Here is a 19,764-nt window from a genome sequence, read left to right as displayed (position 1 = left end):
GCGGATCACGGGGTTTACTCCGATTTTCGTGCGCGGAACACTATGGGCGGGCGGCGGACCCGTCAACCGAGATTTTTCACAATGATGCCGAATGTGGCCGGAACGCTTTGCAAAAGTTGCGCGTTATGTGCCGGCGCGGGGCCGCGCCAGCGGAAAGGAACGCCATCAGGCGGTTGACGCGGCGTAGATACTGTCGACCGATGCTTGCAGCACCTGGTTGAATTCCTCGTCGGTCTGATCGTCGCTCAGCCCCTCGGTCAGGGCGCGGCTGAAACTGGCGATCATGCCCGGATTTTCGGCCAGTCGGGCATTTGCCTCGTCCCTCGAATAGCCGCCCGACAGGGCCACCACACGCATCACGCGGTCATGCTCGACCAGCGGGCGGTACAGGTTGGCCGCCTCGGGCAGGGTCAGTTTCAGCATCACCTGCCGGTCGGCGGGCAGTGCGTCGAGATGTCGCGTGATTTCGGCCAGCAGCAAGTCTTCGGCCTCGCGCTTGTCGGAAATCGAGATGGTCACCTCGGGTTCGACGATCGGCACCAGCCCGGCATCCAGGATTTCACCGGCGATCTCGAACTGCTGACCGACGACGGCGGCGATGCCGCCGGGGTTGGCCGCGTCGATGACCGACCGCATCTTGGTGCCGAAGATGCCGGCGGCATTGGCCCGCACCAGCAGGTCCTTGAGCCCCGGCATCGGCTTCATCAGGCGCACGCCATCCTTTTCCTCGTCCAGCCCCTTGTCGACCTTGAGGAACGGCACGACGCCGCGTTCCTGCCACAGGTAATGTGGGCTGGGTTTGCCGGCGATGTCACGTTCCATCGTCTGTTCGAACAGGATCGCGCCCAAGATGCGCTCGCCCGAAAATGCGGGCGATTGTACGATGCGCGTGCGCATCTGGTGAATGAGGTCGAACATCTCGGCCTCATTCGAATAGCGATCCTCGGCGATACCGTAGAGCCGCAGCGCCTTGGGGGTGGAACCGCCTGACTGGTCGAGCGCGGCGACAAAACCCTTGCCCGTGCGCATCCGGTTCGCTTGATCCTGCTTGCTCATGAAAACGCTCCGCTATCTTTCGCGGCCCTGCCGCTGCTTAGGCCTGCTTCTAGGCGAGGGGGGGCGCGGTTGCAATTCTGGTGACGCTAACATCGGGGGGGCGTGAGGGGTTATCCCCCCAGCGCGGCAACCCCCGGCAGGGTCTTGCCCTCCATCCATTCCAGGAATGCGCCGCCGGCGGTCGAGATATAGGTGAATTTCTCCGCCGCGCCGGTCCGGTTGAGCGCGGCAACCGTGTCGCCCCCGCCGGCGACCGCGATCAGCTTGCCTGCCTGGCAAAGATCGGTGGCATGGGCGGCGACAGCATTGGTAGCGGCGTCGAAGGGCGCGAATTCGAACGCGCCCAGCGGGCCGTTCCAGATCAGCGTGCGGGCCCGGTCCATCGCCTGTTCGATATGGGCCACGCTGTCAGGCCCGGCATCGAGGATCATCTTGTCATCGGGGCAATCCCCGGCAGCGACCACCTCGTTCTCGGCGCCCTCGCGCAATTCCTCGGCGATGACGACATCGTGCGGCAACAGGATCTCGCACCCCGTGCGTTTGGCCTTTTCGGCGATGGCGCGGGCGGTGTCGGTCATATCGTGTTCGCACAGCGACCTGCCCACGCCCAGCCCCTGCGCGGCCAGAAAGGTGTTGGCCATGCCGCCGCCGATCACCAGCATGTCGACCTTTTCCACCAGGTTGTCGAGCAGGTCGAGCTTGGTCGAAACCTTGCCGCCCCCGACCAGTGCCATGACCGGGCGTTCGGGATCGCCCAGCGCCTTTTCCAGCGCCTGCAACTCGGCCTGCATCAGCCGCCCGGCACAGGCCGGCAGCAGGCGTGCCAGTGCCTCGGTCGAGGCGTGTGCGCGGTGGGCGGCGGAAAAGGCGTCGTTGCAATAGACATCGCCCAGCGCCGCCAGTCGCGCGGCAAAATCGGCGTCGTTGGCCTCTTCGCCCGGATGAAAGCGGATGTTTTCCAGCAACAGCACCTCGGCGGCGCGGGCCTCGTCGGTGGGGTTTTCGGCGCCTTCGAGCGTTTCGATGAACTGCACCTTGCGGCCCAGCGCGCTGGCCAGCGCCGGCACCACCTGCCTAAGCGACATTTCGGCCACCACCTTGCCCTTTGGGCGGCCGAAGTGGGCGATCAACAGCGGCTTGCCGCCCTTGGCGATGATGTCATCCACCGTAGGCACGATGCGGTCGATGCGGGTGGTGTCGGTGACCTGCCCGGCCTCGACCGGCACGTTGATGTCGACCCGGGTCAGCACCGTCTTGCCGCTCAGGTCCAGATCGTCGAGGGTTTTCCAGCGCGTCGCGCGCACCTTTGCCGCCGCCTCTGCCATCGTCACGTCGCCCCTTGCTGCTGCATCTGTCGCGCACCTATTGGCCCGCCGTGGCGGGGGCGTCAACCTCCCGGCTTGGCATCGTGGGCCGAACGCCTTAGGTATCGCTGCAACGCGAATGAAAAGGAGCCCCCGATGGCCGAGATCAAGGACCCCGAAAACACCATCCTGATGGAGCTGAAGGACGGCACCGTCACGATCGAATTGCTCAGCGATATCGCCCCCGGCCATTGCGCCCGGATGAAGGAACTGGCCCGCGCCGGCAAGTATGACAATGTTGCCTTTCACCGGGTGATCGACGGCTTCATGGCTCAGACCGGCGACGTGCAGAACGCCAACATGGAATCGGGCTGGAACCCGCGCATGGCCGGCACCGGCGGCAGCGACCTGCCCAACCTCAAGGCCGAGTTCAGCAACATCCCCCATGATCGCGGCACGCTGGGCGCGGCCCGCAGCCAGAACCCCGACAGCGCCAACAGCCAGTTTTTCATCAATTTCAAGGACAACCATTTCCTGAACGGTCAATACACCGTCTATGGCCGGGTGATTTCGGGAATGGAACATGTCGACGCCATCACCCACGGCGAGCCGCCCGCGAACCCCGACCGGATGATCAGCGTCAAGGTGGCCGCCGATGCGTAAACTAGCGTTCATCCTGGGGCTTCTTGCCTCGCCCGCCGCCGCCACCGGCCTGCAGATCGAGGTCTCGGGCGTTGCCAACGGCACCATCGAAATCGACCTGCTGGAAGAGGTCGCGCCCAACCATGTCGAGCGCATCACCACCCTTGCGCGCGAAGGCGCCTATGACGGGGTCGTTTTTCACCGCGTGATCGAGGGCTTCATGGCCCAGACCGGCGACGTGAAATTCGGCCGCACCGGGCAGGACAGCTATATCCGGGCCGGGGCCGGCGGCAGCGATCTGCCCAACCTCAAGGCAGAATTCAGCGATGTGCCGTACGAACGCGGCGTTGTCGGCATGGCCCGTTCGCAGAGCCCCGACAGCGCCAATTCGCAGTTCTTCATCATGTTTGCCCCCGCGCCGAACCTGAACGGTCAGTACACGGTCGTCGGTCGCGTGACCGGTGGGATGGACATTGTCGACAAGATCAAGCGCGGTCGCGGCCCCAACGGTGCGGTCAAGGGGCAGCCCGACGTGATGACCCGGGTCACCGTGACCGACTGACGGATGCGCAAGACCGGGTACGAGCCGCTCAATACGCCAAAGCCCGTCGATGACGGGCTCTGGCTGATCGACGGCCCCGCGATCCGGTTTTACGGGTTGCCGTTTTCCACCCGCGCCACGGTGGTGCGGCTGAAGGAAGGCACGCTGTGGGTCCATTCGCCGACCCGGCTGACCGACGCGCTGAAGGCCGAGCTTGACGCGCTGGGCCCCGTGCGCCACCTGATCGCGCCCAACTGGCTGCACTATGCACATATCGCCGACTGGCAGGCGGCATGGCCCAAGGCCACCGCCTGGGCGGCGCCGGGGGTGGCGGAACGCGCGGCAAAGAACGGGCTGACGCTGTCGTTCGACCGCGATCTGAATTCTGAGCGCGCCGAGCCGCCCTGGCGCGGCCAGATCAGGCAGATGATCGTGCGCGGCAGCAAGAAACACCGCGAGGCGGTGTTCTTTCACAAAAGCACCCGCAGCCTGATCCTGACCGACCTGATCGAGGCGCATGAAACGCGGCACATGCCGGTCTGGGCGCGGCCGCTGATCTGGTTTGTCGGCATCGACGACAGCGACGGCAAGATGCCCCCCGACATGGCCTGGACCTTTCGTGACAAGGTGGCCCTGGCCGAGGATGTCGAAAAGATGATCGGCTGGGACCCCCGACGCGTGATCCTGGCGCATGGGCGCTGGTACCAGACCAACGGCGTGGCCGAACTGGAGCGCGCCTTTCGCCGGGTATTGCGCCCCAGGCGCTGGGAAGTCGCCTATGAAGAGGCGCGCGAGAAAAACCGCGACAAGACGCGGTAACCAGTCTGCTCAGCTTGCCTTCCTGATCCCCATCATCCGCGCGCGCGCACGCGGATCGGAATCGAACAGCGCGGCCAGCTGTTCGGTCATCGCGCCGGCCAGCTGGTCGGCATCGGTGATGGTCACGGCGCGTTGGTAATACCGGGTCACGTCATGGCCGATGCCAATGGCCAGCAATTCCACCTGGCCGCGCCGTTCAACCATGTCGATAACGTCGCGCAGGTGCTTTTCAAGGTAGTTCGCCGGGTTCACGCTGAGGGTGCTGTCATCGACCGGGGCGCCATCGGAAATCACCATCAGGATCTTGCGCGCCTCGCGGCGGGCGACAAGCCGGCGGTGGGCCCATTCCAGCGCCTCGCCATCGATGTTTTCCTTGAGCAGCCCCTCTTTCATCATCAGGCCAAGGTTGTTGCGCGTCCGGCGCATCGGTGCATCGGCGGACTTATAGATGATGTGGCGCAGATCGTTCAGCCGCCCGGGCAGTTGCGGCCGTCCGGAGTTCAGCCAGGCCTCGCGCGATTGGCCGCCTTTCCAGGCGCGGGTGGTAAAGCCCAGGATCTCGACCTTGACCTGGCAGCGTTCCAGCGTCTTGGACAGGACGTCGGCGCAGATCGCCGCGATCGAGATCGGCCGTCCCCGCATCGAGCCCGAATTGTCCAGCAAGAGCGTCACAACGGTATCGCGGAATTCGGTGTCCTTTTCTATCTTGAAGCTGAGCGGCGTGGTGGGGTTGGCGACGACGCGGGCCAGGCGGCCGGCGTCCAGGATGCCTTCCTCGCGGTCGAATTCCCAGCTCCGGTTCTGCTGCGCCTGCAGGCGGCGCTGCAGCTTGTTGGCCAGCCGGCCGACCGCGCCCTTGAGCGGCTCAAGCTGTTGGTCGAGATAGGCGCGCAGGCGTTCCAGTTCGATGGGTTCGGCCAGGTCCTCGGCGGTGATTTCCTCGTCGAAATCGGTGGTATAGACGGCATAGTCGGGATCGGCCTCTGACACCGGGGGCAGGGGCGGTTCCAGCGGCGCTTCGCCCTCGGGCAGCTCTGTTTCCTCGCCCGTTTCGTCCTCGGCCATGTCGTCGGTGCTGATTTCGGCCTGGGACTGGTCCTGGCCGTCCTGCTCCTGCGTGTCGGGGTCGGTATCGGCCTGGGCGTCATCGCTGTCGTCCTCGCCGGTGCTGTCGGGTTGTTCCTCTTCCTGAGGTTCGGATTCTTCGTCCTGGTCGTCGTCTTCGGTCGCGTCGGGGTCGTCGCCCAGCTGGTCGCCATAGCCCAAATCGGCAATGATCTTGCGCGCGAAGCGGGCAAATTCGGCCTGGTCGGCCAGGGTGTCCTGCAACCCCTCCAGCGTGCTGTCGGCGCGGTCTTCGATGAACCCCTTCCAAAGCTGCATGACGTTGTCGGCCGCCGGGGGCAGGGTGCGCCCCGTCGCCAGGTGGCGGATAAGGTATCCCGCCGCGGTGGCGAGCGGCGCCTCTGACGCGTCGCTGATCCGGTCATAGCCGCGGCGCACCGCCTCGGCGCCGATGCGGGCGTCGATGTTGCCGGCGGTGCCGGGCATTTCGCGTGCGCCCACGGCCTCGCACCGGGCGGTTTCCATCGCCTCGTACAGGTCGCGTGCCATCTCGCCCGAGGGAACATAGCGGGCGTGGGTGGCTTCGTCGTGATACTTGTGCCTGAGCGCCAGCGCGTCGGCGGTGCCGCGGGCCTGCAGCACCTCGTCGCGGGTCATCCGGCGGCTGACCTGGGGCAGGCACATCGCCTCGCCGGTCTGCCCCGAGGGATCGACCGAATAGCTGATGGTCAGGTCCGGGTCGTCGGCCAACACCTTGGTGGCCTCGGCGAGGGCCTTTTTGAAGGGATCGGCGGGATTGTCGGACTGGGCCATGACGGTGCCCCCGGTTGCATCACTGGTGTGGCCGGCAGGTTAGGGACCGGACGCGGCAAAGGCCAGCCTGCCGCGCCCTGACGGCGGTGAAGGCGCCTTATTCCAGGCTGACGCTGGCGGCGCTTTCGGGCAGTTCCTGGTCAAAGCAGCGCTGATAGAACTCGGCCACGGTCTGGCGCTCCAGCTCGTCGCACTTGTTGAGGAAGGTCAGCCGGAAGGCATAGCCGACATCGCGGAAGATATGGGCGTTCTGTGCCCAGTTGATCACCGTTCGCGGGCTCATCACCGTGGACAGGTCGCCATTCATGAAGGCGGTACGCGTCAGGTCGGCCACGGTCACCATCTGGGCGATGGTGCGCCGGCCCTTTTCGGTGTTGTAGAGCGGGTTCTTGGCCAGCACGATCGCGCTTTCGGCGTCGTGGCTGAGATAGTTCAGCGTGGCCACCATCGACCAGCGGTCCATCTGCGCCTGGTTGATCTGCTGCACCCCGTGGTAAAGCCCGGTGGTATCGCCCAGCCCCACGGTGTTCGAGGTGGCGAACAGCCGGAAACAGGGATGCGGGGTGATGATTTCGTTCTGGTCCAGCAGCGTCAGCTTGCCGTCATGTTCCAGCACCCGCTGGATGACGAACATCACGTCGGCGCGCCCGGCGTCGTATTCGTCAAAGACGATGGCGACGGGGTTGCGCAGCGCCCAGGGCAGGATGCCTTCGTGGAACTCGGTCACCTGCTTGCCATCGCGCAGCTTGATCGCGTCCTTGCCGATCAGGTCGATACGGCTGATATGGCTGTCAAGGTTGACCCGCACGCAGGGCCAGTTCAGCCGCGCGGCGACCTGTTCGATATGGGTCGACTTGCCGGTGCCGTGATAGCCCTGGATCATCACCCGACGGTTATGGGCAAAGCCCGCGAGAATCGCCAGCGTGGTGTCGGGGTCGAACTTGTAGGTGCTGTCGATATCGGGCACGCGGTCGGTGCGTTCGGCAAAGCCCTTTACGACCATGTCCTTGTCGATGCCGAACACGTCGCTGACCGAGATCTCTTCGGTGGGGCGCGCGTTCATATCGGTGCTTCCGTCCGCCATTGGGCCTTGTCCTTCAACTCAGTTTCGGGCCTCGTGGTGCAACATATGGCGCCAAAGGGCAAGGGGCAGGGCGTGCGCCCGGGCGCCCGCGTCATTTGAAGTTGCGGCTCGGCTTGATCTGGTCCCAGGCCCACACGACCTGTTGCAACTGTTCTTCCTGGCTGCGGTCGCCGCCGTTGATATCGGGGTGCAGCACCTTGATCAGCGCCTTGTAGGATTTGCGGATATCCGCCTTGGTCCAGTTGTCCTCGGCCTCGAGGATTTCCAGCGCGCGGCGTTCGGTCGGCGGCAGTTTGCGCTGACCGGTGCGGCCCTTGCCGGGGTTCTTGGTCGCGTTCTCGCCCAGTACCTGATGGGGGTCCTCGATGCCGAGCCGCGCCCATGCGCGGGCCTCGGGGTCGTTGAGGGGGCGGGTTTGCCGTTCCCACACCTTGTCGCTGGACATCTGCGCGTTGATTTCGGCCTCGGTCGTGCCGTCGAAGAAGTTCCACTTGAGATTGTACTCGCGCACATGGTCCTTGCAGAACCAGAAATAGTCATCCAGCACGTCCGGTGCCTTGGGCGCACGGTATTTACCCGGTTCGGTACAGCCCGGATGGTCGCAGACGCGGGTAGAGGTTTCCGACGCCCCGGACATGCCCCGCCGGCCGCGCGGGTTCTTTTTCTTCGCGGAACTTACGGAAAGGTCGAATCCGAAAGGGTCGGTTTTGGACATGGGGCGCATCCCTCTGCGAGTCGAAGCGGTGAGTTTAGATTATTGGGCGTCAAATTGAAGGGGGCAGTTGGCAAAACCACCCGATCGGCGGGGTGCGGCCTGCCGGTTGGGCAGGCGGGGTCAGGGCCGGGGCGTATCATCGCCGGCCGGGGCGTCGTTTTCGGGGCCGGTGTCGGTGTCCGCGCGGCGTGGTGCGGGGGCCTCCTTTATCGGTCCGGTGTTGAGCGGCGGCTCGCGCCGGGCGAAAAGCGCCGATCTGGCGGGCGCGGTTTCGGCCGCGGTTTCACTGGCCGCGTCCGCGGGCCGGCGAAAGACCAGCACGCTGCGTTGCACGGTTTGGGTGCCGGTCAAACCCTTGCGTTCCTGGCTGGGCAGGTTTTCGGCGCGCAGGTATTCCCAGCCGTCGCGCGCCTGAGTGTTAATCACCGCTTCCAGCCCGCGGGCAAAGCGCGCCTCGGCGCCTTTGGCGCCGCTGGATTTGTCGCCCTTTGCCGGGGCCGGAACGACCCTGTAGATATATTGCGTCATGCTACCTGCCCTTGTTCAACCGGGCACGCATCCTAACGTGCCCGGCGGTGGGCGCAAGGGCAGCTTCACCTGGCGTCGCCGCGGATGTCGAACGCGTCGCGCAGCCCGTCGCCCAGATAGTTGACGCCCAGCACGGTCAGGCAGATCAGCCCGCCTGGCCACAGCGCGCGCCCGGGGTAATCCTGCAGATAGACAGTGGCGTCGCTCAGCAGTCGCCCCCAGGTGGGAAAATCGGGCGGAAAGCCGAGGCCGAGAAAGCTGAGCGCCGATTCGGTGAGGATTGCGTTGGCGGTGCCCAGCGCCGCAGACACCAGGATCGGCGAGGCCACGTTGGGCAGGACATGGCGGGTGATGATCGCGGCATCGGGGGTGCCGATCCCGCGCGCGGCAAGGATGAATTCGCGCTCTTTCAGTTCCAGCACGGCCCCGCGAACAACCCGCGCGGTGGGCATCCAGCTGGTCAGGCCGATGGCCAGGACAACCAGCACGAATATCCCCGCCTGCGGCCCAAAGCTGTGGTTCAGCGGCTCGCGGAACAGCATCACCGCCACCAGAACCAACGGGATTACCGGCAGCGCCAGAAAGAGGTCCGTCAGTCGCATCAGCAGGCTGTCTAGGCGGCGAAAGAAACCGGCCAGCACGCCGATCAGCGTGCCCAGCCCCAGCGAAACCGCCATCGCCGCCAGCCCCACCGCGATCGAAACCCGCCCGCCGGCCAGCAGCCGTGCCAGCATGTCGCGGCCCAGCTGATCGGTGCCCAGCGGATGGGCCGGACTGGGCCCGGCGCTGCGCGCGCGCACGTCGATATAGGTCGGATCGAGCGACCACAGCCACGGGCCCAGCAGCACGGCCAGCACCAGGAACCCCAGCACCGCCGCGCCCGCGACTGCGCCGCGATGGCGGCGAAAGCGGCGCCAGACCGTGTGCCCGGGGCGGGGAGGGGAAAGGAGGGTCATGGCCTTCCTTCCTGTCGTATCCTCGGGTCCAGCAGGCCATAGGTCAGATCGGCGGCGATATTGGCCAGCACCACCATCACCGCCAGCAGAAAGGTGATCGTCTGCACCATCGGCAGGTCACCCGCCTGGATTGCGGTGATCAGCAATTGTCCCAGACCGTTCACCTTGAATATCTGCTCGGTGATGATGGCACCGCCGAACACCTGCGGCAGCCCCAGCGCGATCACCGTCACCACCGGGATCAGCGAGTTGCGCAACCCGTGCCCCAGCACCACCGCGGTTTCCGACAGCCCCTTGGCGCGGGCGGTGCGCACGTAGTCCTGGTGCAGGCTGTCCAGCATCGCCGCGCGGGTATAGCGCGACAGCTGCGCCGTGGTCTGCAGCGACAGCACCATCACCGGCAGCACCATCTGCCGTAACTGAACCGTAAAACTGTGCCAGTCCGTCACCTGGTGGGTGGTGTCATAGATCGAGGGCAGCCAGCCCAGCTGCACCGAAAAGATCACGATTGCCAGCACCCCCGAAAAGAAGGGCGGCACCGAATAGCCCACCATGGTGACAAAGGTCCCTGCCTGGTCGAAGACCGAATGCTGACGGCAGGCCGAGATGACGCCCACCGGCAGCGCGATCAGCACCCCCACCACATAGGCCATCCCCACCACCCACAGGGTCTGCGGCAGGCGCTGGATGATGGTATCCATCACCGGGCCGCGGGTCTGCCAGCTGATCATGCGCTGGCTGTCGGCGGCCATGTCGGTGCCGAGCGCGCGGTCGGCCAGCGCCATCGGCTCGACCGCGAAAAGCTGCCACAGCCACTTGCCGAAACGGATATGGGCGGACTCACCTATCCCCAGCGCGGCGCGCATGTCGGCGCGCACCTCGGGCGGGATGGTCAGCGGCAGTTGCGCCATCGGGTCGCCCGGCGCCAGTTCCAGCAGCGCAAACAGCACCAGCGCGATGAACAGCAGCGCCGGCACCGCGAAGAGCAGCCGGCGAAGGGCATAGCTCAGCATGACCCGGCCCGCCAGCGCGGCATTACTCGGCCGTCTTGCGGTGCCAGTCGGCGATGTTCCACAGCTCGCTGTCCCAGGGGTTGAGCACCACGCCGCCAAGGTCGTTGGCATGGGCGGAGACGCGGCCGCGATTGACCAGCGGCAGAATCACGTGATCCTGCACCAGCATGTCGTTCATCGCCCGCGCCAGTTCGGCCCGCCGCTCGATATCGCCGGCCTCGCGCATATCTTCGACCAGCGCATCATAAGCGGGCTGGCAGTAGCGCGCGATATTGCTGCCCTGCCACTGGTTTTCCGGGGTGGGAATGCGGTCGCAGCGCCAGCTGGAAAGATAGGACTCGGGATCGGTGCCATCGAAGGCGCCGGCGAACATCTGCGCGTCGGCATAGAATTTCTGAAACGTGTCGGGGCTGCCCGGATCGCCGCCGAAAAACACGCTGGCGTCGATGTTGCGCAGCTCTGTCGCAACGCCGATCTGCGACCACCACTGCTTGATCAGCGCCTGGAAATCCTGCCGCACGGCGTTGGTCGAGGTCTGAAAGACCAGTGACAATGGCACGCCGTCTTGGTCGCGCACGCCATCACCGTCGCTGTCCGTCCATCCCGCACCGTCCAGCAGGGCGCGCGCGCGGTCAAGATCCTGCATCGCGCAGCCATCATTGGCCTGCGAGACATAGATATCAGGCGCCGGGATCAGGTTGCAGGTGATCCGCCCTGCCGGGCCATAGCCGATCTCGACCAGCAATGCGCGGTCGATCGCCAGTGACAGCGCCTGCCGCACCGCCGGGTCGGACAGGAACGGGTGCGGATGACCGAGCGTCGAACGCCGCGCGCCATGCGCCGCGTCGGGGTTGGTCTGGTTCAGCACGACCCGTTCCACCAGCGTCCCGAAGGCCGAAACCACCTGTCCACGGCCCGCCGCCGCCATGTTGGCCAGCACATGCGGGTCAATCTGAAGGTTCCAGGCGTAATCGAATTCGCCTGTCTCCAGCACCGCCCGCGCGGCGGCAGTGGCGTCGCCCCCGCCCTTGATCACGACCTCTGAAAAGGCGGGCTTGCCCGGCTCGCGATAGTGCGGATTGGCGGCGAACTGGACCACGTCGTTGGGCCGGAAATCGGTGACGACAAACGGGCCGGTGCCGATGGGGTTGAAATTGGCGCCGGTGCAGGTGGGCGCGCGCGGTCCGAGACAGTCCTTGAACTGTGCCTCCTGCAGGATCGGCGACTGCGCCCCGACAAAGGCCACATGCGGGTTGGGGCGGGGCGCGTCAAAGCGGATGACGATGGTGCGCGCATCGGGGGTATCGATGGCGGCGATACCGTCGAATTTTTCACGCAGGGCGCAGCCGCCGCCTTCGGCAATGCAATAGGTCCAGGTAAAGACCACGTCGGCCGATGTTACCGGCGTGCCGTCGGACCATTCCAGCCCCTCGCGCAGCACCCAGGTGATGGTGTCACGCGCCCCGGACACGCCACCGTTTTCCACGCTCGGCACACTTTCGGCCAGCCAGGGCACCAGCGTGCCGGTCTCGTCGAACCGCGCCAGCGGCTCCAGCACCAGGCTTGCCGCCTCAAGATCCTTGGTGCCGCCGCTGAGATAGGGATTCAGGATCGACGGGGCCTGCCAGTAAAGGATGCTGACCTGCCCATCACGCCCGCGCTGGGCCTCGTCCGCGGTCGCCAACGGCGCCGCCAGCGTGCCTGCCAGCGTCAGAAATGCCATCGCAAGACGCCGGATGCGCCTGAAATTCATGCCGAAATTCCTTCCCTCGTGGTTCGGTCTTTACGCCGTTTTGCACCGGAATTCGGTACCGGGCAGGGGCCCGAATTCCGGCAGTCAGGGCGGAATAGTGACGTCTGCTGCTGGAATATCAAGGGGTTCTCTTGTTCCAGGCGCGTCAGGATCGGATCAGAAGGCACCGCAGGCACCAGGGTTTGCGCCCTGATGCACCGCCTTGTGAACCGGTTCGGGGGGCTGTGCCCTAGCGGGCGGCAGGCGCGATGATCATGATCATCTGCCGGCCTTCCATCTTGGGCATGTTCTCGATCTTGCCAAGCCCTTCGACATCGCCGGCCACGCGCTGCAGCAACTCGCGGCCAAGCTGCTGGTGGGCCATTTCGCGACCGCGAAAACGCAGCGTCACCTTGACCTTGTCACCGCCTTCCAGAAAGCGCGTGACGTTGCGCATCTTGACTTCATAGTCGTGGGTGTCGGTGTTGGGCCTGAACTTGACCTCTTTGACCTCGATGATCTTCTGCTTCTTGCGGGCCTCGGATTCGCGCTTTTGCTGTTCATACTTGAACTTGCCGTAATCCATGATCTTGCAGACCGGGGGATTGGCGTTGGGCGAAATCTCGACAAGGTCAAGTTCGGCCTCATAGGCCATTTCCATGGCCCTTTCAGGGGTCACGACGCCGACGTTCTCGCCCTCGGCGCCGATGAGGCGGATTTCGGCAGCACGGATGCGATCATTGACGCGGGGGCCGGTGTCGCGCGTTGGCGGCGCGTTGTGAGGTCTGCGGGCTATGGTATTGGTCCTTCTGACATTGCAATCGTTCGAGGCAGCAACGTAACCGCGCACTGGTGCTGATTCAAGCTGCAAAATAGGCGGTCCGGGGCCGAAAAGCCGGTTGATTTCACTTGCTGGTTTCGTCCAGACACGGCATCTGCGACAAATGCGCCAAAGTCCGCGATGTCTCGCGGACGGCAACTGACCTGGAGAAGTTTATGAGAAACCTGATTTGGATCGTCGTGGCCATCGTGGTCATCGGCGGCGGTTACATGCTTTTTACCGGCAAGACGCTGGATGATCTGACCGGCGCAGCCGATAATGCGGCCACCCAGGCCGCGACCGAGGCCGAAGGGGCCGCAGCCGAGGCGGAGAGCGCTGCCGAAGAGGCCGCAACCGAGGCTGAGAGCGCCGCTGAAGAAGCCGCAGCCGAGGCAGAAAGCGCTGCCGAAGAGGCGGCAACTGCTGCCGAAGGCGCGGCGGAAGAAGCCGCCACCGCCGCCGAAGAGGCCGCGACAGCCGCTGAAGAAGCTGCAGACGACGCCATGCAGGCGACTGAAGACGCCGCCGAAGAGGCAGCCGATGCGGTGACGGACGTTGCCGAAGAGGCCAACGATACCGCGGCAGAGGCTGCTGACGGGGCGGCAGAGGCGGTCGAGGATGTGACCGATCAGGCCGGGGAAGCCGCGGATGATGCCATGCAAGACGCCGAAGAGATGGCGGATGAGGCGACCGAGGCCGTCGAGGGGATGACCGATCAGGCCGAAGAGGCCACCGGCGACGCGATGGAAGCGGCAGATGATCAGTCCGGCAGCCTGATGGATGCGCTGAGTGTCGATGGTTTTGACCTCGACACCGTGGTGTCGGCGATCGAGGATTCCGACCTGAGCCCGCTCAAAAAGACCGCGCTGACGCAGTCCATTCGCAGCGCCGTCGACAACCCAGAGATGCTGAGCACCGCGCTGGAATCGGCGCGCGCTGCGCTGGGGCTCTGAACAAATGACCAGACGGGTGCCCTATACGGATGGGGCACCCGGAACCACCATCAGAATGATGGCTTGGTGAGCATCAGCCAGATGATCGCAAGGACCGCTGCGAAAGCGGGAAAGCCAAAGGCGAACCACCAGCGATAAAGCCGATGGTACAGCGCCGGCAGCGGCGTGCCGGCGTCGCGCGCGGTGACTGCAAGGTCGCGCATCCGCACCTGCATCCAGACCACCGGCAGCCAGAACAGCCCGACAATGACATAGAGCGCGAGCGACCACGCGACCCATCCGGTCAGCAATGGCCAGCCGGCCTCGCGCGCCAGCAGATAGCCGGTGATCGGCTGGATGACGGCAGCGGTCGCGGTAAAGACGGTGTCGGCAAGCACCACGATGCCCGCGACATGCGCGATCAGGCGCGCGTCCCTGCTTCGATTCGAGATGACCATGAAAAAGGCGATGCCGGCCCCGGTTCCCAACAGGACCGTCGCGCCGAGGACATGCAAGAGGCGCAGGATGTCATAGGTCATCTGTCCTCCACCAGCAGCCAGACCAGCGCCGCCAACGCCATACCGGGAAAGACCTTGACCATCGGACCCAGCGGATCGGTCCAGAGATCAGGCGCGACGGCTAGGCTGCCGATCAGATAGGCGCCGGACAGCGCCAGCATTCCCAGCGCGGCGGGCCTTGTCCAGCGCCGCCACAAAATCGCAAGGCCAAGCGTGATGTCGGCCACCACCCCGCCGATGGCCGTCAGCCCCGCCACCCAAATGGGCACGCCGCGATCTGCGAGGACTGACAGCGCGCGAGACGGGGCAAGCTGGGTGACAAGGCCCGACACGCACCAGAATAGCGCCAGCGTCCCGATGGCCAGGGGCAGGGCAAAATAGGCGCGCGCGAACAGCCTTTCCTGCCGCGTGGCGGGCAGGCGCGCGAGGGTGTCAGTCAGCGACCGGCAAGGCGTGCCCCCCGCCTTTTCCCACGCCGCCGGGTCGCCCCGGACGCCATCGGCAAGGGCCCGCAGCGCTGTTGTTCGCAGTGGCGAGCGCCAACCAAGATGGCCAAGCAGGTCCGCGCCCCGGTCCAGGATGGAAAGCACGAGGCCGGGAATGGCCGGGCGCCAGACCGGGGGCGCCCAGCCCTGCCAGCGCCGCACCGCCTCGACAAGGTCGGGAAAGCTGTGCGCGTCGTGTTCCGTCAGGTCCGCGATCGTGCCGGCGGCCACCTGTCCACGGGCGGCGGCGACAACGGCAGAGGCGACATCGCCGACATGAACCGTCTGGACCTTCGCGTCGGGAAAGACCACGGGCAGGACCAGGGGCAAACCCGCAACGGCGCGCAACAGGGCTGTACCGCCATAGGCTTCTTCCGACAGCACCAGCGTCGGGCGCAGGATGACCCAGTCGTCCAAACCCGCGGACAGGATGCCGTCGCCGCGCGCCTTGGTGCGGAAGAAATCCGTCGAAGCGGTGTCGGAGACACCCGCGGCGGATATCTGCACAACCCGAACCGGCATTCCGGCGGCGGCCTCGACCAGGCGAGAGACCGTCGTCACGTGGATTGCCTCCAGATCATCGCGCGCGCCGTCCTGCAGCGCCCCGGCGGCGTTCACCACGACATCGACCCCGGTCAGCAAATCGCGCCACTCGTCGACCGTGATTGTCGGGATGTCCCGGATCACCCAATCGGCAGCCGGGCTCGCAGCCATGGCAGACCGCGTTGAGCGTCCGACCCCGACCACGTCAAGACCGGCATCAGCCAGGGCCCGCATGCAGGCGGACCCGATCAGGCCATAGCCGCCAAGAACAACCGCTTTTTGCACGCTCATGCGCCCCGCTTTGATTTTCCCGGCCGTGATGCCGCGAAACGGATCGCCTGCGGGATGGCTTGGATGCTATCAAGAATGGCCGAAAGAAATCAAACGCCCGCCGGGTCGGCCCCCGCGGGCGTGGCTTTCTTGTCCGGAAATCCTTGATGGTGCGCTGGCCGCGCGACCGGGGGTCTGCTCAGTCCAGAAAGGCCTTTTCCACCACGTATTCGCGGGGGGCGGAATTGGCGCCTTCGGTCAGGCCATAGCCCTCGAGCATGTCCTTGAGTTCGAGGTTGAAGGCCAGGTTGCCGCATACCATCGCGCGGTCGGTCTCTGGCGACAGCGGCTCCACCCCCAGATCGGCGAATACCTCGCCCGAGCGCATCAGGTCGGTGATGCGGCCCATCTTGGGGCTCTCTTCGCGGGTGGTGGTGGGGTAATAGCGCAGCTTTTCGTGAAAGCCCTCGCCGATCAGTTCGGCCAGCATCTCGTCGGTGCGGATCGTTTCGATCAGATCGGCGCCATATTGCAGCTCGCCGACCTCGCGGCAGGTATGGGTCAGGATCACCTCGTCATAGTCGTGATAGGTCTGCGGGTCCCGCAGGAGCGAGGCAAAGGGCGCAATCCCGGTGCCGGTGGCAAAGAACCAGATGCGCTTGCCGGGCAGCAACGCGTCATGCACCAGCGTGCCCACGGGCTTGGGCCGCAGGATGATCTGGTCGCCCGGCTGGATATGCTGCAGGCGAGAGGTCAGAGGACCATCCTGCACCTTGATCGAGTAGAACTCCAACTCCTCATCCCAAGCCGGGCTGGCGATGGAGTAGGCCCTGAGCAGCGGCTTTTCACGGCCGGTCTTGGGGTCTTCCTGCATCAGGCCCAGCATCACGAATTCGCCCGAGCGAAAGCGCAGGCTGGCGGGACGGGTCACGCGGAACGCAAACAGCCGGTCGGTATAATGCTTGACGGCGGTCACGGTCTGGGCGTCGGGCAGGGTGCGGGCCGTTTCGGCCTTTGCTTGCGTCACTGTCGTTGTCTCGTTCATTCGTTCCTCGGGCTTGGATAATTCGAAAGACGCCTGATATTCCTTGATCCACATCAGGGCAAAGGTGACTTATCCGCGCAACCAGCCTAACCTCGCAGCCGCGCCTGGTAATCAAAATTCTGCCATTCGGCGCGAAAAAGCCAATCCTGCTCGGGCTGGCGCGCGGCCAGATTGTCAGAAATCTCGACCTCGTCAAAGCCCGACCGGCGGGCCATGGCGTATTGGTCAGAAATGACATGGCCGCGCGCCCTCAGCCGCCCGGCATAGCCCATCAGGCGCAGCTCGCGCGCGATGGAAAAGCCGCGCCCGTTCGAAAATACCGGGAAATCCACCCGGATCATCGCCACGTTCGCCAGCCGGTCCGCGAGCGTCAAAGGGTCGGTGTCGTCGGGCAGGTCCAGCGCTGTGGGCTCGGGCCCAGCTTCGGCCAGGGGGGTGAAGCCGCCCTGCCAGTCGTCGGGCGCAAAGCCCGTGTCGGTCACGATAACGCTCATGCGCTTACTCCGTTGCGTGTCACCTTGCCGGCGGCGAAATGGATGCCGCATTCGGTCTTTTCGCGGTCGCGCCAGCGGCCGGCGCGGATGTCTTCGCCCTCGCGCACCGACGAGGTGCAGGGCATGCAGCCGATCGAGGGGTACCCCTGCGCCACCAGCGGATGCCGGGGCAGGCGGTTTTCCTCGATATAGGTCTGCACGTCCTCGCGCCGCCAATGCGCCAGCGGGTTGACCTTGATGCGCCCGGTCTCTGCCTCGATCTCGAAGAAATCGAGCGCCTGCCGCGTGGCGCCGTGAAAGCGTTTGCGCCCGGTGATCCAGCCGCCGAATTGCGTCAGCGCGGCCTCCAGCGGGGCGGTCTTGCGCAGCGCGCAGCAGGTATCGGGGTCGCGCTGGTGCAAGGTGCCGTCCGGGTCGTGGCGGGCCAGATCGGCCTGGCCTGCGCGGATGATGCGCACGTCGCTCAGCGCCAGGCGTTCGGCCAGTTCCTGCTGATAAACCAGGGTTTCGGCAAACAGCAGCCGGGTGTCGATGAAGATCACCGGCGTATCGCGGCGGGTGATCGACAGCATGTGCAGCAGCACCACCGATTCGGCGCCGAAGCTGGACACCAGCGCGATGCGCCCGAATGCCGGATCGCTCAGTGCGTGCGCCAGCACCGGCACGGCCGAGTGGTGGCGAAACTGCTCGTTCAATGCCCGGACATGCGCGATCAGATCATTCTGCGGCATAGGCGGCGGCCTCGTCATAAAGCGCCGACTTGAACGGGGTCATGCCCACCCGGCGATAGGTTTCCAGAAAGGTCTCTTTGGGGGCTTCGCGCAGGTCGAGATAGGCAAAGATCAGCCTCTCGATGGCCGGCACGATCTCGTCATAGCCAAATCCGGGGCCGGTGCGAGTGCCGATCTCGGTGCTCTCGGACGCATCGCCGCCCAGCGTGATCTGGTAGGTTTCCACCCCGCCACGGTCGAGCCCGAGAATGCCGATATGGCCGACATGGTGGTGCCCGCAGGCGTTGATGCAGCCGGAAATCTTGATCTGCAGATGGCCCACGTCGTGTTCGATCTTCAACTCTTGCAGCCGCTTGGCGATGCCGGTTGCCACCGGGATCGACCGCGCCGTCGCCAGCGCGCAATAATCCATCCCCGGGCAGGCGATGAGGTCGGACGCAAGGCCGATGTTGCCGGTTGCCAGGCCTGCCGGCTTCAATGCCGCGTGCAGTGCCGGAAGGTCGGTCAGCGCGACATGCGGCAGCACTAGGTTCTGGGCGTGGCTGACGCGGATGTCGTCGTGGCCGTAACGTTCCGCCAGGTCGGCCACCAGCCGCATCTGTTCGGCGCTCATGTCGCCGGGGGTCTGCCCGTGCGCCTTGAGGCTGATCGTGACGATGCCGTGATCGGCGCGGCGGTGGGGCGCGACATTGGTGTCGCACCACGACCGGAACACCGGATCGGCGTCGCGTGCGGCGTGATAGGCGGCCGTGTCGCGGGGCGAAAGAGACGGGGTGATGAACGCCGCCTCGATGCGCGCCAGCCAGTCCTGATCGACGCCCGAGAACACCGCGCGGCGGCGGGGAAATTCGGCTTCGACCTGGCGGCGGATCTCGTCGAGACCGTTTTCATGCACGGTGATCTTGACGCGCGCCTTGAACTTGTTGTCGCGCCGCCCGAGCCGGTTGTAGGTGGCAAGCACCGCCTCCAGGTAAGGCAGCAGGTCGGCACGCGGCAGGAAATCGCGCAAGAGCCGCGCCACCATCGGCGTGCGCCCCATGCCGCCGCCGATCCAGACCTGGAAACCGCGCGCGCCATCCTGTTCGACGATGCGCAGGCCGATGTCGTGGCTTTTCATCACCGCGCGGTCGGCCTCGCTGGCGATCACGGCGATCTTGAACTTGCGCGGCAGGAACTGGAACTCGGGGTGGTCGGTCGACCATTGCCGGATCAGTTCGGCGATGGGGCGGGGGTCTTCGATCTCGCCCTCGGCGGCGCCGGCGAAATGGTCGGATGTAACGTTGCGCACGGTGTTGCCCGAGGTCTGGATCGCGTGCATGCCGACCTCTGACAGCGCCTCCAGCATGTCGGGCACGTCGCTGAGACGCGGCCAGTGGAACTGGATGTTGGTGCGGGTGGTGAAGTGGCCATAGCCCTTGTCCCAGCGTTCGGCGATATAGGCAAGCTGGCGCAGCTTGGCCGGGTCGAGCGAGCCATAGGGAATGGCCACCCGCAGCATGTAGGCATGCAGTTGCAGGTAAAGCCCGTTCATGGTGCGCAGGGGGCGGAATTCGTCCTCGGTCAGGGTGCCGGCGATGCGGCGTTCAACCTGGGCGCGGAACTGGGCGACGCGGTTTTTCACGAACGCGGTGTCGAAGTCGTTGTATTGGTACATTCTC

Annotated in this window: 20 protein-coding genes; 4 read left to right on the top strand and 16 right to left on the bottom strand. The window is 65.4% G+C overall.

All coding sequences use genetic code 11. The features are described 5' to 3' along the window. Positions 1 to 165: 165 nt before the first annotated feature. Both DL899_RS09655 and DL899_RS09650 read right to left on the bottom strand, forming a co-directional pair. Positions 166 to 1,056: a fructose bisphosphate aldolase gene (locus DL899_RS09655; protein WP_111734148.1), complete on the bottom strand. Its 891-nt coding sequence runs from the start codon at positions 1,054 to 1,056 to the stop codon at positions 166 to 168. A gap of 110 nt (positions 1,057 to 1,166) precedes the next feature. Beyond that, entirely contained in the window at positions 1,167 to 2,381 is a 1,215-nt protein-coding gene (locus DL899_RS09650; protein ID WP_111734147.1) for a phosphoglycerate kinase, read from the bottom strand. Between the two features lie 135 nt (positions 2,382 to 2,516). On the opposite strand from DL899_RS09650, the gene DL899_RS09645 reads away from it, so the two are divergent. From DL899_RS09645 to DL899_RS09635, 3 genes are read left to right on the top strand one after another with little or no spacing between them, the layout of a single operon-like run. Beyond that, positions 2,517 to 3,023 carry a peptidylprolyl isomerase gene (locus tag DL899_RS09645; RefSeq protein ID WP_111734146.1) on the top strand — a complete coding sequence of 169 codons (507 nt, stop codon included), beginning with the start codon at positions 2,517 to 2,519 and terminating at the stop codon, positions 3,021 to 3,023. Further along, positions 3,016 to 3,564, top strand: a complete 549-nt coding sequence (locus DL899_RS09640) for a peptidylprolyl isomerase (protein ID WP_111734145.1) — start codon at positions 3,016 to 3,018, stop codon at positions 3,562 to 3,564. The genes DL899_RS09645 and DL899_RS09640 overlap by 8 nt, the downstream gene beginning before the upstream one ends. Before the next feature lie 3 nt (positions 3,565 to 3,567). Then, entirely contained in the window at positions 3,568 to 4,362 is a 795-nt protein-coding gene (locus DL899_RS09635) for a DUF4336 domain-containing protein (protein WP_111734144.1), read from the top strand. 9 nt (positions 4,363 to 4,371) lie between these two features. Here the strand turns inward: DL899_RS09635 and cobT are convergent, their stop codons facing one another. From cobT to infC, 8 genes are all read right to left on the bottom strand, one after another. Next, a complete protein-coding gene (gene cobT / locus DL899_RS09630; protein ID WP_111734143.1) occupies positions 4,372 to 6,240 on the bottom strand; it encodes a cobaltochelatase subunit CobT in 1,869 nt (622 codons plus the stop codon). A gap of 97 nt (positions 6,241 to 6,337) precedes the next feature. Further along, on the bottom strand, positions 6,338 to 7,324 hold the full coding sequence (cobS, locus tag DL899_RS09625; RefSeq protein ID WP_111734142.1) for a cobaltochelatase subunit CobS: 987 nt from the start codon (positions 7,322 to 7,324) through the stop codon (positions 6,338 to 6,340). 91 nt (positions 7,325 to 7,415) lie between these two features. Continuing rightward, a complete protein-coding gene (locus DL899_RS09620) occupies positions 7,416 to 8,039 on the bottom strand; it encodes a J domain-containing protein (protein ID WP_111734240.1) in 624 nt (207 codons plus the stop codon). 120 nt (positions 8,040 to 8,159) lie between these two features. Continuing rightward, positions 8,160 to 8,567 (bottom strand): hypothetical protein, encoded by a 408-nt coding sequence (locus DL899_RS09615; protein ID WP_111734141.1) that lies wholly within the window; start codon positions 8,565 to 8,567, stop codon positions 8,160 to 8,162. Between the two features lie 65 nt (positions 8,568 to 8,632). Continuing rightward, on the bottom strand, positions 8,633 to 9,523 hold the full coding sequence (locus tag DL899_RS09610) for an ABC transporter permease (protein WP_111734140.1): 891 nt from the start codon (positions 9,521 to 9,523) through the stop codon (positions 8,633 to 8,635). Next, positions 9,520 to 10,536: an ABC transporter permease gene (locus DL899_RS09605; protein WP_111734139.1), complete on the bottom strand. Its 1,017-nt coding sequence runs from the start codon at positions 10,534 to 10,536 to the stop codon at positions 9,520 to 9,522. Before DL899_RS09605 ends, DL899_RS09610 begins: the two co-directional genes overlap by 4 nt. Before the next feature lie 22 nt (positions 10,537 to 10,558). Beyond that, the gene (locus DL899_RS09600) at positions 10,559 to 12,289 is read right to left on the bottom strand and encodes a peptide ABC transporter substrate-binding protein (protein ID WP_420820970.1); all 1,731 of its coding nucleotides are present in this window, start codon (positions 12,287 to 12,289) and stop codon (positions 10,559 to 10,561) included. Positions 12,290 to 12,518: 229 nt separating this feature from the next. Next, the gene (gene infC, locus DL899_RS09595; protein WP_239494667.1) at positions 12,519 to 13,139 is read right to left on the bottom strand and encodes a translation initiation factor IF-3; all 621 of its coding nucleotides are present in this window, start codon (positions 13,137 to 13,139) and stop codon (positions 12,519 to 12,521) included. Positions 13,140 to 13,264: 125 nt separating this feature from the next. On the opposite strand from infC, the gene DL899_RS09590 reads away from it, so the two are divergent. After that, the gene (locus DL899_RS09590) at positions 13,265 to 14,041 is read left to right on the top strand and encodes a translation initiation factor 3 (protein ID WP_111734138.1); all 777 of its coding nucleotides are present in this window, start codon (positions 13,265 to 13,267) and stop codon (positions 14,039 to 14,041) included. Positions 14,042 to 14,091: 50 nt separating this feature from the next. Here the strand turns inward: DL899_RS09590 and DL899_RS09585 are convergent, their stop codons facing one another. From DL899_RS09585 to DL899_RS09560, 6 genes are all read right to left on the bottom strand, one after another. Continuing rightward, positions 14,092 to 14,559: a DUF2269 family protein gene (locus tag DL899_RS09585; protein WP_111734137.1), complete on the bottom strand. Its 468-nt coding sequence runs from the start codon at positions 14,557 to 14,559 to the stop codon at positions 14,092 to 14,094. Further along, a complete protein-coding gene (locus tag DL899_RS09580) occupies positions 14,556 to 15,857 on the bottom strand; it encodes an SDR family oxidoreductase (RefSeq protein WP_111734136.1) in 1,302 nt (433 codons plus the stop codon). The genes DL899_RS09585 and DL899_RS09580 overlap by 4 nt, the downstream gene beginning before the upstream one ends. Before the next feature lie 178 nt (positions 15,858 to 16,035). Further along, complete coding sequence (locus DL899_RS09575; RefSeq protein ID WP_111734237.1) at positions 16,036 to 16,881, bottom strand: ferredoxin--NADP reductase; 846 nt, start codon at positions 16,879 to 16,881, stop codon at positions 16,036 to 16,038. An 86-nt stretch (positions 16,882 to 16,967) separates the two neighbouring features. Next, positions 16,968 to 17,375 carry a DUF934 domain-containing protein gene (locus DL899_RS09570; protein ID WP_111734135.1) on the bottom strand — a complete coding sequence of 136 codons (408 nt, stop codon included), beginning with the start codon at positions 17,373 to 17,375 and terminating at the stop codon, positions 16,968 to 16,970. Beyond that, positions 17,372 to 18,106: a phosphoadenylyl-sulfate reductase gene (locus tag DL899_RS09565; protein ID WP_111734134.1), complete on the bottom strand. Its 735-nt coding sequence runs from the start codon at positions 18,104 to 18,106 to the stop codon at positions 17,372 to 17,374. The genes DL899_RS09570 and DL899_RS09565 overlap by 4 nt, the downstream gene beginning before the upstream one ends. Further along, positions 18,093 to 19,760: a nitrite/sulfite reductase gene (locus DL899_RS09560; protein WP_111734133.1), complete on the bottom strand. Its 1,668-nt coding sequence runs from the start codon at positions 19,758 to 19,760 to the stop codon at positions 18,093 to 18,095. Before DL899_RS09560 ends, DL899_RS09565 begins: the two co-directional genes overlap by 14 nt. Positions 19,761 to 19,764 lie beyond the last annotated feature (4 nt).

The sequence above is a fragment of the Roseovarius amoyensis genome, from assembly GCF_003260265.1.
GTDB lineage: Bacteria > Pseudomonadota > Alphaproteobacteria > Rhodobacterales > Rhodobacteraceae > Roseovarius > Roseovarius amoyensis.
This window is presented reverse-complemented; position numbering and strand designations above follow the sequence as displayed.

Bases quoted from the DNA above. Each gene is read 5' to 3' on its own strand.
- DL899_RS09590 (WP_111734138.1), top strand. From the start codon at position 13,265: ATGAGAAACCTGATTTGGATCGTCGTGGCCATCGTGGTCATCGGCGGC.
- DL899_RS09570 (WP_111734135.1), bottom strand. From the start codon at position 17,375: ATGAGCGTTATCGTGACCGACACGGGCTTTGCGCCCGACGACTGGCAG.
- DL899_RS09560 (WP_111734133.1), bottom strand. From the start codon at position 19,760: ATGTACCAATACAACGACTTCGACACCGCGTTCGTGAAAAACCGCGTC.
- DL899_RS09600 (WP_420820970.1), bottom strand. From the start codon at position 12,289: ATGAATTTCAGGCGCATCCGGCGTCTTGCGATGGCATTTCTGACGCTG.
- DL899_RS09605 (WP_111734139.1), bottom strand. From the start codon at position 10,536: ATGCTGAGCTATGCCCTTCGCCGGCTGCTCTTCGCGGTGCCGGCGCTG.
- DL899_RS09640 (WP_111734145.1), top strand. From the start codon at position 3,016: ATGCGTAAACTAGCGTTCATCCTGGGGCTTCTTGCCTCGCCCGCCGCC.
- cobT (WP_111734143.1), bottom strand. From the start codon at position 6,240: ATGGCCCAGTCCGACAATCCCGCCGATCCCTTCAAAAAGGCCCTCGCC.
- DL899_RS09585 (WP_111734137.1), bottom strand. From the start codon at position 14,559: ATGACCTATGACATCCTGCGCCTCTTGCATGTCCTCGGCGCGACGGTC.
- DL899_RS09610 (WP_111734140.1), bottom strand. From the start codon at position 9,523: ATGACCCTCCTTTCCCCTCCCCGCCCCGGGCACACGGTCTGGCGCCGC.
- cobS (WP_111734142.1), bottom strand. From the start codon at position 7,324: ATGGCGGACGGAAGCACCGATATGAACGCGCGCCCCACCGAAGAGATC.
- DL899_RS09575 (WP_111734237.1), bottom strand. From the start codon at position 16,881: ATGAACGAGACAACGACAGTGACGCAAGCAAAGGCCGAAACGGCCCGC.
- DL899_RS09635 (WP_111734144.1), top strand. From the start codon at position 3,568: ATGCGCAAGACCGGGTACGAGCCGCTCAATACGCCAAAGCCCGTCGAT.
- DL899_RS09580 (WP_111734136.1), bottom strand. From the start codon at position 15,857: ATGAGCGTGCAAAAAGCGGTTGTTCTTGGCGGCTATGGCCTGATCGGG.
- DL899_RS09655 (WP_111734148.1), bottom strand. From the start codon at position 1,056: ATGAGCAAGCAGGATCAAGCGAACCGGATGCGCACGGGCAAGGGTTTT.
- DL899_RS09565 (WP_111734134.1), bottom strand. From the start codon at position 18,106: ATGCCGCAGAATGATCTGATCGCGCATGTCCGGGCATTGAACGAGCAG.
- DL899_RS09645 (WP_111734146.1), top strand. From the start codon at position 2,517: ATGGCCGAGATCAAGGACCCCGAAAACACCATCCTGATGGAGCTGAAG.
- DL899_RS09650 (WP_111734147.1), bottom strand. From the start codon at position 2,381: ATGGCAGAGGCGGCGGCAAAGGTGCGCGCGACGCGCTGGAAAACCCTC.
- DL899_RS09615 (WP_111734141.1), bottom strand. From the start codon at position 8,567: ATGACGCAATATATCTACAGGGTCGTTCCGGCCCCGGCAAAGGGCGAC.
- DL899_RS09620 (WP_111734240.1), bottom strand. From the start codon at position 8,039: ATGTCCAAAACCGACCCTTTCGGATTCGACCTTTCCGTAAGTTCCGCG.